Origin of the sequence: Allobosea sp. (assembly GCF_030694325.1) — a bacterium.
GTDB lineage: Bacteria > Pseudomonadota > Alphaproteobacteria > Rhizobiales > Beijerinckiaceae > Allobosea.
The window spans coordinates 48,770-58,603 of record NZ_JAUXYO010000201.1 but is presented as its reverse complement, the minus strand read 5'-3'; the positions used below and the strand labels follow the sequence as shown (position 1 = coordinate 58,603).

At 68.6% G+C, this 9,834-nt stretch carries 14 protein-coding genes, 1 tRNA gene and 1 pseudogene; 7 read left to right on the top strand and 9 right to left on the bottom strand.

Translation table 11 applies throughout. The annotated features are described in order from the left end of the window. Nucleotides 1–183 (top strand): annotated as a pseudogene (locus Q8M82_RS13205) (O-antigen ligase family protein); the annotation flags it as partial. On the opposite strand, the gene Q8M82_RS13200 reads toward Q8M82_RS13205, so the two are convergent. Beyond that, the gene (locus Q8M82_RS13200; RefSeq protein ID WP_305691804.1) at nucleotides 153–971 is read right to left on the bottom strand and encodes a class I SAM-dependent methyltransferase; all 819 of its coding nucleotides are present in this window, start codon (nucleotides 969–971) and stop codon (nucleotides 153–155) included. The pseudogene Q8M82_RS13205 and the gene Q8M82_RS13200 overlap by 31 nt on opposite strands. Before the next feature lie 208 nt (nucleotides 972–1,179). Here Q8M82_RS13200 and Q8M82_RS13195 point away from each other — a divergent pair. Then, a tRNA-Pro gene (locus tag Q8M82_RS13195) sits at nucleotides 1,180–1,257 on the top strand. A gap of 368 nt (nucleotides 1,258–1,625) precedes the next feature. Beyond that, nucleotides 1,626–1,856, top strand: coding sequence for a hypothetical protein (locus Q8M82_RS13190; protein ID WP_305691803.1), 231 nt, complete (start codon nucleotides 1,626–1,628; stop codon nucleotides 1,854–1,856). A 51-nt stretch (nucleotides 1,857–1,907) separates the two neighbouring features. Here Q8M82_RS13190 and Q8M82_RS13185 read toward each other — a convergent pair whose 3' ends face one another. After that, the gene (locus Q8M82_RS13185; protein ID WP_305691802.1) at nucleotides 1,908–2,528 is read right to left on the bottom strand and encodes an alpha/beta hydrolase; all 621 of its coding nucleotides are present in this window, start codon (nucleotides 2,526–2,528) and stop codon (nucleotides 1,908–1,910) included. A 70-nt stretch (nucleotides 2,529–2,598) separates the two neighbouring features. Beyond that, on the bottom strand, nucleotides 2,599–3,531 hold the full coding sequence (locus Q8M82_RS13180) for a ring-cleaving dioxygenase (protein ID WP_305691801.1): 933 nt from the start codon (nucleotides 3,529–3,531) through the stop codon (nucleotides 2,599–2,601). A gap of 199 nt (nucleotides 3,532–3,730) precedes the next feature. On the opposite strand from Q8M82_RS13180, the gene Q8M82_RS13175 reads away from it, so the two are divergent. The 3 genes from Q8M82_RS13175 to Q8M82_RS13165 all read left to right on the top strand — a co-directional run bounded on the left by Q8M82_RS13175 (nucleotide 3,731) and on the right by Q8M82_RS13165 (nucleotide 5,359). Next, nucleotides 3,731–4,156, top strand: coding sequence for a DoxX family protein (locus Q8M82_RS13175; RefSeq protein WP_305691800.1), 426 nt, complete (start codon nucleotides 3,731–3,733; stop codon nucleotides 4,154–4,156). 82 nt (nucleotides 4,157–4,238) lie between these two features. After that, nucleotides 4,239–5,219, top strand: coding sequence for a LysR family transcriptional regulator (locus Q8M82_RS13170; RefSeq protein WP_305691799.1), 981 nt, complete (start codon nucleotides 4,239–4,241; stop codon nucleotides 5,217–5,219). After that, complete coding sequence (locus Q8M82_RS13165) at nucleotides 5,216–5,359, top strand: hypothetical protein (RefSeq protein WP_305691798.1); 144 nt, start codon at nucleotides 5,216–5,218, stop codon at nucleotides 5,357–5,359. Before Q8M82_RS13170 ends, Q8M82_RS13165 begins: the two co-directional genes overlap by 4 nt. A gap of 68 nt (nucleotides 5,360–5,427) precedes the next feature. On the opposite strand, the gene Q8M82_RS13160 is transcribed toward Q8M82_RS13165, so the two are convergent. Next, nucleotides 5,428–5,931 carry a YciE/YciF ferroxidase family protein gene (locus Q8M82_RS13160; RefSeq protein WP_305691797.1) on the bottom strand — a complete coding sequence of 168 codons (504 nt, stop codon included), beginning with the start codon at nucleotides 5,929–5,931 and terminating at the stop codon, nucleotides 5,428–5,430. Nucleotides 5,932–6,115: 184 nt separating this feature from the next. Between Q8M82_RS13160 and Q8M82_RS13155 the strand changes: the two genes are divergently transcribed. Then, complete coding sequence (locus Q8M82_RS13155; protein WP_305691796.1) at nucleotides 6,116–6,286, top strand: hypothetical protein; 171 nt, start codon at nucleotides 6,116–6,118, stop codon at nucleotides 6,284–6,286. 10 nt (nucleotides 6,287–6,296) lie between these two features. Here the strand turns inward: Q8M82_RS13155 and sugE are convergent, their stop codons facing one another. The 5 genes from sugE to plsX all read right to left on the bottom strand — a co-directional run bounded on the left by sugE (nucleotide 6,297) and on the right by plsX (nucleotide 9,783). After that, a complete protein-coding gene (sugE, locus tag Q8M82_RS13150) occupies nucleotides 6,297–6,611 on the bottom strand; it encodes a quaternary ammonium compound efflux SMR transporter SugE (RefSeq protein ID WP_305691795.1) in 315 nt (104 codons plus the stop codon). Between the two features lie 118 nt (nucleotides 6,612–6,729). Continuing rightward, nucleotides 6,730–7,185, bottom strand: coding sequence for a MerR family transcriptional regulator (locus Q8M82_RS13145; RefSeq protein WP_305691808.1), 456 nt, complete (start codon nucleotides 7,183–7,185; stop codon nucleotides 6,730–6,732). Nucleotides 7,186–7,234: 49 nt separating this feature from the next. Then, nucleotides 7,235–7,549 carry an integration host factor subunit alpha gene (locus Q8M82_RS13140; protein WP_305691794.1) on the bottom strand — a complete coding sequence of 105 codons (315 nt, stop codon included), beginning with the start codon at nucleotides 7,547–7,549 and terminating at the stop codon, nucleotides 7,235–7,237. Between the two features lie 190 nt (nucleotides 7,550–7,739). Next, on the bottom strand, nucleotides 7,740–8,723 hold the full coding sequence (locus tag Q8M82_RS13135; protein WP_371126344.1) for a beta-ketoacyl-ACP synthase III: 984 nt from the start codon (nucleotides 8,721–8,723) through the stop codon (nucleotides 7,740–7,742). A gap of 4 nt (nucleotides 8,724–8,727) precedes the next feature. Beyond that, nucleotides 8,728–9,783, bottom strand: a complete 1,056-nt coding sequence (plsX, locus tag Q8M82_RS13130) for a phosphate acyltransferase PlsX (RefSeq protein ID WP_305691792.1) — start codon at nucleotides 9,781–9,783, stop codon at nucleotides 8,728–8,730. Nucleotides 9,784–9,834: the final 51 nt, after the last annotated feature.

Genomic DNA, 9,834 nt, shown 5'->3' with positions numbered 1-9,834 from the left:
TGGCAGAACCATGCGATCGTGCTGTGGTCGGTGCTGTTCGTCACGATCCTGCAAGGGCTGCAGATCGACACCGACCACTGGCGCCACATGTATCTGATGCTCGGCCTGGTCTGGGGCCTCGCCGCGCTGCCGGTGCCGCCGGCCGCGCGACCTCAACCGCGGTCCTTGCGGACGACGACGTAGGCGTAGGTCGTCACGAAATCCCAGCCGATCTTCGCAGCCAGCGCGTTGAAGGCGTGGTCGGCCTGCTTCAGCCCTGGCATGCGGTCGAAATAGCCATGGCCCCAGAAGCGCTGGATGTGCACGTCCGAGAAGCCGGCACGGTTCAGCATCGGCGTCAGCGTCGCGCGGCTGCCGCGGCACCAGTCGTAATGGGCGGGGAATTTCGGATCGCCGCCGCCGTCGCGCCGCGCCGGAAACAGCGCATGGACGATGGCGCGCGAGGCTTTCTCCGGCAGGATGTGGTTGAGCGCGAAGACCGGGGCCCAGAGCGTCGGGAAGAAGGCGAGCGCGACGCCGCCGGGCGCCAGCAGGGCGTGGATGTTGGTCCAGGCGCGCTCGACGTCGCCGACATGCTCGAAGACCATGCGCGAGACCATCAGGTCGTAGCCGCCCCGCGCGATGTCGGGCTCGGAGAGATCGCCCGCGATGTCGAAGCAGGCCGTCTTCAGCCCGTCCGGTGTCAGCGCCAGCTCGCCGGCATCGATGTCGTTGACGGTCAGTTCGAGGCCGCGGCGCTGCGCCTGCTCGGCGCTGAAGAGCGGATCGCGCCCGCCGCCGATCTCGCAGACGCGGCGCAGGCCATAGTGCCGGGCCAGGGCGAGAATGGTGGATTCGTAATTGTCCCAGGCCCATTGCGAGTGCCAGTCCGGCGCGAGCCCGTCGAACAGGGCCGCGATCGTCGCGGGGGACTGCGCCGCCTTGCGCAGCGCGGGCCGCACCGAATTCGCCGTGACCGTCGCCAATGACATGGTTGTCTCCGCCTGCTGCCCTCCCCGTCCGCGGAGAATCATGCGCGCCGCGCCGCCCTCCCGCAATCACAGCCTTAATCGAGGGTTAATGGCGGGGCTCGCGCCCTGTCCCGCCTTGGCGCAGCTTCGACCCTCGCCGCGGGCCTTGTGAAACAAGCGCGCGAAGCCGATTGCATCCGCGCGACGCCGCCACTATAAGCCGACCCGTCGGAGCGTAGCGCAGCCCGGTTAGCGCACTTGTCTGGGGGACAAGGGGTCGGAGGTTCGAATCCTCTCGCTCCGACCATTTATCTGAAGTCGGACAATCGACCCGGGCCGCGATGACGGCCGGTCGACTGCTCCCTCCCCGGCAACGGGTTGTCCACAGGCTCCCGACGCCCTCTCCCTTGCTCCTCCCAACTCAATGACCGAACGTCACCTCGCTGCCGCTGGGGAGTGGGGTGCGCCATGTTTGCGTCGTCGCGTCGGGCCGTGTTGCGGGTATCGGGACAGGGGGCCGTGTTCCTCAGGGCGCTCGCCGTTCTGTTGATCGGAATGGCGATCATCCTGCCGCTGCTGGCCTGAGCGCCGAGCGCGCTGCGTGATGCGGCTCGTATCCTGCGCCGATCGCGGCTAAGCTCCGCTCCAGAGACCAAAGACGGAGGGACGAGACCGATGGCAGGGGACAACCGGGGCCCGCGCGCGTGGCACGACGTCAACAGCGTCCAGGAAGCACCGCGCGAGAAGCAGAAGTCGAGCGGGCGGATCGCCGCCGAAGAGGCCGCCGCCCGCAAGAAGATCGAGGCGCTGCGCGCCCAGCGGCTCGCCAAGCAGGCGGCCGAGCCCCCGCCGCCGCCCCCGGCCGCGAAGACCCCGAAGCGCAAGGCCGCCGCGCCCTCGGCCTGATCGCCGCAGAGAACGGAATGCCGGCGGCGCTCACACGCCGCCGGAAGGCCGTCAGCCGCCCGCAAGCCAGCTCTGGAGAAGGCCGATATCGGGCTGGGACAGGCCGTGGCCCGCCGGCAGGGTGCGATGATCGACGCTCGCCCCGTTGCCCGACAGCGTCTCGGCCAGCCGCCCGACATCTTCCGCGGGCACGATCGGGTCCATCGCCCCCGACAGGATCAGCACCCGCTTGCCGGTGAGATCCACCCGAGGCGGCTGCGCGAAGGGCGACATCGCCCGCAGCAACGCCGCACCCGCGAGCACCTCCGGCCGCAGCAGCAGGAGGCTGGCCGCGATGTTGGCGCCGTTGGAGAAACCGACCGCGACCGGCTGGGCGAGGCCGTAGCGCTCGCGCGCCGTCTCGACGAAATCGGCCAGCTCATGGGTGCGCCGACGCAGGTCGTCTTCGTCGAAGACGCCCTCGGCGAGCCGGCGGAAGAAGCGCGGCATCGGGCCTTCGAGCACCCTGCCGCGCGGCGAGAGCAGCGCTGCGCCGGGCGCCACCGCCCGGCCCAGCCCGATCAGATCGCGCTCGTCGCCGCCGGTGCCATGCAGCAGCAGGAGCGGGGGGCGGGCGGTATCGCCGCCCGGCTCATAGAGATGGATGAAGTCGGTGGTCGCGGTCGCGTCCATCATGGACCTCCTTCGGATTTCGGGACAAACGCCGCTCCGCCCGGCGCGGCGGCCGGGTGGAGCGGTCGGGTCAGGCCAGTTCGGGCAGCACGGCCTCGATGCGGGCACGCTGCGCCTCGAGGCCCGGCGGCAGCTTCAGCGCCTGGCCGAGGCTGTCGGCCGTCTCGTCGACGGCGAAGCCCGGCACGTCGGTCGCGATCTCGAACAGCACATGGCCGGGCTCGCGGAAGTAGACCGAGCGGAAATAGTTCCGGTCCCGCTGTTCCGTGGTGCGGATGCCGTGATTCTGCGCGAGCTTGCGGACCATCTCCTCCTGGGCCGCGTCATCGGCAGCCCTGAAGGCGATGTGATGGACGGAGCCCGCGCCCTGCCGGGCCGGCAGGAAACCGCCGGCAACGCGCAGGTCGACGATCGCACCCTGGGCCGCGCCCTGGGCACGGTAGCGCACCAGCGTCTCCTCGCGACCGATCTCGCGGAAGCCGAAGACGTCGTCGAGGATCGCGCCCGTCGGCGCTGCATCGGCGACGAGCAGGCTGACGCCGTGGAAGCCGCGGATCGCATGCTCCGCCGGGATGTCGCCGCCCGCCCAGGCGGGCTCGGCTTCGATGCGGGGGACGCCGACGACCGAAAGCCGCATTCCGTCGGGATCGCGGAAGGCCAGCACCGTCTCGCCGAAGCGCTTCACCGGCACGTCATGGGGCACGCCGTGCGCGACGAAGCGGTGGGTCCAGTAGCCGATCGAACCTTCCGGCACGCGGAAGACCGTCTCCTGCGTCTCGCCGACGCCGAGGCGGCCCGGCGCGGCATGCTCCCAGGGAAAGAAGGTCAGGATCGAGCCCGGCGCGGCGGCAGCATCCCCGTAATAGAGGTGATAGGTGCCGGGATCGTCGAAATTGACCGTCTTCTTGACCAGGCGCAGGCCGAGGACGCGGCCGTAGAAGTCGAGATTGCGGCGCGCCGGACCGGCGATCGCCGTGACATGATGAAGGCCGTTGATCTGCATGACTGACATCCTTCCGACGTCGTGCTGGGCAGGGCTGCCCCGTTGACGAGGAGATTGGGCCGCCTGGTGCGGAATGCCAGAGTTGATTCATTGCAACCATGCAATCGCATGATTGACGGATATCCGTTTGCATTGCGTTGTTGAGAGGCCGATCTCTTGGGGCGAGACCAGCCCGGTCCCGTTTCAGGAGACTGCCCCCATGATCGACACCCGCCTCGCCCCCTATGGTGCTCTCGCCCTGCGCGTCGCGCTCGGCGTCATGTTCATCGCCCATGCCTATCTGAAGATCGCGATCTTCACCCCGGCGGGCTTCGCCGGCTTCCTCGGTCAGGTCGGTCTGCCGGCCTTCCTCGCCTGGCCGATCATTCTCGCCGAGCTTCTCGGTGGCCTCGCCATCCTCGTCGGCTTCCATGGCCGCGTCGTCTCGATCCTGCTGCTGCCGATCCTGTTGGGCGCTCTCGCCGTCCACGCCCCCAATGGCTGGGTCTTCAACGCCCCCAATGGCGGCTGGGAATATCCGGCCTTCCTGGCCCTGACCGCGCTCGCCCATGGCCTGATCGGCGACGGCGCGCTGGCTCTCAAGCCCGCACGGACCGCCCCCGCAGCCCGGCCCGTCACGGCCTGAGCGCCGCGCCTGCGCCAGCCTCCTTCGCCGTCTTCGAGGCCCCGGCCTTGAAGACGGCGATGTCCTGTCGGAGATTGGCGTGATGAGCGCACTGGACAAGACGCCCGCCGGCAAATCCCCGACCGGCAAATCTTCAATCGGAAAATCCCTGGCCTGGGACGACTTCCGACTGATCAAGGCGATTTCGGAGCGGCGCACGCTGCCTGCCGCCGCGGCCGGGCTCGGGCTCAACCATTCCACCGTGTTCCGGCGCCTCGGCCAGATCGAGGAGGCGGTGGGCACGAAGCTGTTCGAGCGGCACCGCAGCGGCTATGTCGCCACCCCGGCCGGCGAGGAGATGGCGCGGCTCGCCGAGCGCTTCGACAGCGACATCAGCGCTTTTGCGCTCAAGCTCGCCGGGCAGGAGATCAAGCCCGCGGGCGAGTTGCGCGTCACCACCAACGATACGCTGCTGGTCGATCTGCTGACGCCGGTCTTCGGCGGCTTCCTGGCGCAGTGCCCCGACATCAGGCTGGAGGTGCTGCTGAGCAACCAGGCGCTGAACCTGTCCAAGCGCGACGCCGACGTCGCGATCAGGGCCACCGACAACCCGCCGGAAACGCTGGTCGGCCGCAAGGCGGCGCGGATCGCCTGGGCCCTCTATGGTCTGGCGGCAGACTTCCCCGAGGGCGGCAGCGAGCCGATCGAGGCGCTCTGGCAGCGCAGCTGGGTCTCGCTCGGCGAATCGTTCAGCGCGCTCAAGGCGGTGCGCTATCTCGCCCAGCATGTCGCGCCGGAGCGCATCGTCTACCGGGTCAACACGGTCCTGGGGCTGGCGGAGGCGGTCGAGGCCGGCATCGGCATCGGCTTCCTGCCCTGCTTCATCGCCGACCGGAAGCCGGGCCTGACCCGGCTGGCGCCGCCCGATCCCGGCTTCTCCGCCGATCTCTGGCTGCTGACCCATCCGGATCTGCGGCATTCGCCGAGGGTGCGTCTGTTCCTCGACTATATGGCCGGCGAACTCGGGCGGATGAAGCCGCTGATCGAAGGCGGACTGGCGCTCTCGCCACGCGTCGCGCCGTGAGCGGCGACGAGAGCTTCCTGGCCTGGTTGCTGCTTCTGGCGATCCCGCCCGGGCTCGCGCTTGCCGGCTATTGGGCGCGCGGACGTGCCGGCGTGAAGCGGCCCAAGGTCCCGCCCGGCGACCCGGGCAACCCGACCTGACAGCACAAAGCCCGCGACGGCGAACCGTCGCGGGCAATGTCGGTCGACGATCGAGACATCTGCCCCGGTCAGGCGGCCTTGCGGTTGATGCCGGACTGGGCGAGCTTCGAGAGCTTGTCGTCGGCGGCATATTCCTCGTCGAGATTCTGCTGCAGCAGGGCGGCGCAGTCCTCGCGGCCGAGCTGCTTGGCCCAGGCCGCGAGCGTGCCGTAGCGCGTGATCTCGTAATGCTCGACCGCCTGGGCAGCGGCGATGATCGCTGCATCGAGGACCCGCTTGTCGGCGACCTCGCCCGCGACCTCGTCGGCCTCCTTCAGGATGCCGTCGATGGCGGGGCAGGTCACGGCCTTGGCTTCGGCGCCGTGCTGGCGGAAGACCTGCTCGAGCCTGGCGATATGCCCTTCCGTCTCGGCGCGATGCGCCTCGAGGCCCTGCTTGAGGGTCGGATCTGTCGCTTTCTCGATCATCTTCGGAAGCGACTTATGGATCTGCTTTTCGGCGTAATAGATGTCCTGGAGCTGGTGGACGAACAGATCGTCCATCGTCTCGATATCCTTGGAAAACAGTCCCATGGCTGACTCCTGTCGCGTGCGGTGTCTGGAGGTTGCGGACCGGCATCGCTCGCGGCGATGCGCTTCCCCTGTCCAGCGAACGTGCCTGGCCGGAATGGGTTCCCCGCCCCATTCTCCTTCACACCGGAACGGGGACACGCAGCAGCGGGTTTCCTCGCGCGGCCCCCTGCTCTAGGCTGTCGACATGGAAATGCTCGTTCCCCTGATGATCGGCCTGACGCTGATCTGGCTGATCGGCCGCGGCACGCCGTGGAACGCCAAGCTGCTCACGCTGGCGGTGACGCTCGCGGTGATCGTGCTGATCGTCGTGCTGGAGCGCGGCGGTTACTGGCCCGAGTCCTGGCGGCGCTCCTAGCCGCGCGCGCTCACGCGACCAGCTTGAGGCCGACGATGCCGGCCACGATCAGCCCGATGCAGGCGAGGCGCAGCGCCGTGGCGGGCTCGCCGAGCAGGACGATGCCCAACAGCGCCGTGCCGACGGTGCCGATGCCGGTCCAGACCGCATAGGCGGTGCCGACGGGGAGGCTCTTCAGCGCGAGGCCGAGCAGGCCGAGGCTGACGGCCATGCTGGCGAGCGTCAGCACGGTCGGCACCAGGCGGGTGAAGCCTTGCGTGTATTTCAGGCCGATCGCCCAGCCGATCTCGAACAATCCGGCGATGAAGGGATAGAGCCAGGCCATGACGGCGCTCCTCGATGCAGGGCGAGGTCGTCCACGCCGGACAGGAAGGCGCGTCGCGCCGGGGTCGTCCCCGTGCGACGATCTAGGGCGCGCGGCAGCGGCTGGCAACCGCCGGAGGTCAGCCGAGTTCGGCCGGTGGCTGCAGGGCGCGGTCGAGGATGCGCTTGCACTCGCCGAGTTCGGCCAGCACTGCGGTCAGCAGGGTGATGTCGTCGAGCCCGGGCGGCACCGGCGCGCGACCGGGCGGCATGGTGGCACCACCGTTGGTCTTGGCGGCGTCCGCCGAGGCCGTGATCGGCGCGCCCCGGCCGATGGCCTGGACATGGCGCGGACCCTGCTCCTTGAGGATGCGCTGCAATCCCTTGATCGTGTAGCCTTCGCCGTAGAGGAGGCGGCGGATGCCCCTGAGCAGGGCGACGTCGTCCGGCCGGTAGTAACGCCGGCCGCCGCCACGCTTCAGCGGCTTGATCTGGGGAAAGCGCGTCTCCCAGAAGCGCAGGACATGCTGGGGAATGTCGAGGTCTTCGGCGACCTCGCTGATGGTTCGAAAGGCATCCGGGCTCTTGGTGTCCATGTCGGCCTCTGTGTCGCCGGTGTGGAACGCCCCGCTCACTTAACTCGGCTCACGCGTCGCCGCCCTCACCCAACTGGCCGTTGATGCGGGCCTTCATCACATTCGATGGCTTGAACACCATCACGCGCCGCGGCTCGATCGGCACCTCGACACCCGTCTTGGGATTACGTCCGATTCGCTCGCCTTTGTCGCGGACGACGAAGGAGCCGAAGGAAGAGAGCTTGACGTTCTCGCCACGCGCCACGGCGTCGCAGATCTCATCGAGAACGGCCTCGACGAGCTTGGACGATTCCGTCCGCGAGAGGCCGATCTTCTGATACACCGCCTCGCAGAGGTCCGCCCGCGTAACCGTGTGCCCCGCCATCCACATCCTCCTAGGCGTTATCTCGGCCGGCGGGTCTGCCACCTGCCTTTCGCCATTCCGGACGATGAACGCTAGGCGCACCCGCAGCCGGGGTCAATGCTCGAACGGGCGCGGATGCACCCGGCTTATGAAAATTGCATGAAAACGGCGCGAAATTCCGGAAAAAGCGACTTGTTTTCCGCTCTTCCGCTCACCACCGGATCAAGGCCGACCCCCAGGTGAAGCCACCGCCCATCGCCTCGATCAGCACGAGCTGCCCGCGCTTGATGCGGCCGTCGCGATGGGCTTCCGCCAGCGCCAGCGGGATCGAGGCCGCCGAGGTGTTGCCGTGCCGGTCGACCGTGATCACCACCCGCTCATGGCCGATGCCGAGCTTGTCGGCGGTCGCGTCGATGATGCGGCGATTGGCCTGGTGCGGCACGAACCAGTCGATATCGGCGCCGCTCAGGCCGGTCTCCGCAAAGGTGTGGCGCACGGTCTCGGCGAGATTCTGGACGGCGTGGCGGAAGACCTCCTTGCCCTCCATGCGCAGGAAGCCGACCGTCCTGGACGAGCCCGGCCCGCCATCGACATAGAGCTTGTCCTTGTAGCGGCCGTCGGAGCGGATATGCGTCGCCAGCACGCCGCGATCGGCCAGCGTCCCCTCGCCCGGTGCCGCCTTCAGCACGACCGCGCCGGCGCCGTCACCGAAGAGCACGCAGGTGGTGCGGTCCTCCCAGTCGAGGATGCGCGAGAAGGTTTCGGCGCCGATGACGAGCGCGGTGCGGGCGGCGCCCGTGCTCAGGAACTTGTCGGCGGTGGCGAGCGCGAAGACGAAGCCGGAGCAGACCGCCTGCAGGTCGAAGGCGACGCCGCCCTCGATGCCGAGCGCCGCCTGGATCTGCGTCGCGGTGGCCGGAAAGGTGTGGTCCGGCGTCGCGGTGGCGACGATGATCATGTCGATCTCGGAGGCCTGCATTCCGGCATCCGCCAGGGCCGCCTGCGCCGCCTTCAGGCCGATCACGGAGGTGGTCTCGTCCTGCGCCGCGACATGGCGCTGGCGGATGCCGGTGCGCTGGACGATCCACTCGTCGGTGGTGTCGACCCGCTGCGCGAGTTCGGCGTTGGTGACGATGCGCGCGGGCAGGTAGGAACCGCAGCCCGCGATCTGGGAACGCAGAATTGACAAGGCCATTTCCTTACTGGGCGGCGGCCGCCCGCGCCGCGGCCTCCTGTTCGGCCGAGGCCGCGACCATCTCCCGGACCTTCGCCATCAGGTTCTCGCGCGCCATCTCGTAGCCGAGCTCGGTCGCGCTGGCGAAACCGACCGCGTCGGTGCCGCCATGGCTCTTGATGACGATGCCCTCGAGCCCGAGGAACACGCCGCCATTGACCTTGCGCGGATCCATCTTGTCCTTCAGCGCGGCAAAGGCGCTGCGCGCGAAGAGATACCCGATCTTGGCCATCAGCGAGCGGCTCATCGCCGCCTTGAGATAGGAACTGATTTGGCGGGCGGTACCCTCGGCCGTCTTCAGCGCGATGTTTCCGGTGAAGCCTTCGGTGACGACGACGTCGACCGTGCCCTTGCCGAGGTCGTCGCCCTCGACGAAGCCGTGATAGTTGAGATGCGGCAGGTCGAGCTCGCGCAGGATGCGCCCGGCCTCCTTGACCGCCTCGACGCCCTTGATTTCCTCGACGCCGACATTGAGCAGGCCGACCGTCGGCCGGTCGAGATCGAAGATCACCCTCGCCATCGCCGCGCCCATCACCGCGAGATCGACGAGATGGCGAGCATCGGCGCCGATGGTCGCGCCGACATCGAGCACAACGCTCTCGCCGCGGACCGTCGGCCACAGGCAGGCGATCGCCGGGCGGTCGACCTCGGGCATCGACTTCAGGCAGAACTTCGACATCGCCATCAGCGCGCCGGTGTTGCCGGCCGAGACGGTGACGTCGGCCTCGCCGGTCTTGGTGGCGTCGATCGCGCGCCACATCGAGGATTTGTAGCGGCCATAGCGCAGGGCCTGGCTCGGCTTGTCGTCCATCTTCACCGAGACTTCGGTGTGATGGAAGGTGGTCACGCCCTTCAGCTTCGGGTGCTGGTCCAGCAGCGGCAGGACCTGACCTTCGTCGCCGAAAATGACGAAGCGCGCATCGGGACGACGCTCCAGCGTCAGCGCGGCGCCGGGGATGACGATGGCAGGGCCATGGTCTCCGCCCATCGCATCGAGCGCGATTGTAACCGGTCGTGTCATGGAGTGATGGTCGATCCCAGGAGCGGCCGACCTTCAGTCCGGGGCGGCTCG

Coding starts and splice junctions, on each gene's coding strand:
- Q8M82_RS13145 (WP_305691808.1), bottom strand. CDS start 7,185: ATGGACACCAAGAGCCCGGATGCCTTTCGAACCATCAGCGAGGTCGCC.
- Q8M82_RS13190 (WP_305691803.1), top strand. CDS start 1,626: ATGGCAGGGGACAACCGGGGCCCGCGCGCGTGGCACGACGTCAACAGC.
- Q8M82_RS13175 (WP_305691800.1), top strand. CDS start 3,731: ATGATCGACACCCGCCTCGCCCCCTATGGTGCTCTCGCCCTGCGCGTC.
- plsX (WP_305691792.1), bottom strand. CDS start 9,783: ATGACACGACCGGTTACAATCGCGCTCGATGCGATGGGCGGAGACCAT.
- Q8M82_RS13170 (WP_305691799.1), top strand. CDS start 4,239: ATGAGCGCACTGGACAAGACGCCCGCCGGCAAATCCCCGACCGGCAAA.
- Q8M82_RS13140 (WP_305691794.1), bottom strand. CDS start 7,549: ATGGCGGGGCACACGGTTACGCGGGCGGACCTCTGCGAGGCGGTGTAT.
- Q8M82_RS13160 (WP_305691797.1), bottom strand. CDS start 5,931: ATGGGACTGTTTTCCAAGGATATCGAGACGATGGACGATCTGTTCGTC.
- sugE (WP_305691795.1), bottom strand. CDS start 6,611: ATGGCCTGGCTCTATCCCTTCATCGCCGGATTGTTCGAGATCGGCTGG.
- Q8M82_RS13185 (WP_305691802.1), bottom strand. CDS start 2,528: ATGGACGCGACCGCGACCACCGACTTCATCCATCTCTATGAGCCGGGC.
- Q8M82_RS13180 (WP_305691801.1), bottom strand. CDS start 3,531: ATGCAGATCAACGGCCTTCATCATGTCACGGCGATCGCCGGTCCGGCG.
- Q8M82_RS13200 (WP_305691804.1), bottom strand. CDS start 971: ATGTCATTGGCGACGGTCACGGCGAATTCGGTGCGGCCCGCGCTGCGC.
- Q8M82_RS13135 (WP_371126344.1), bottom strand. CDS start 8,723: ATGGCCTTGTCAATTCTGCGTTCCCAGATCGCGGGCTGCGGTTCCTAC.
- Q8M82_RS13155 (WP_305691796.1), top strand. CDS start 6,116: ATGGAAATGCTCGTTCCCCTGATGATCGGCCTGACGCTGATCTGGCTG.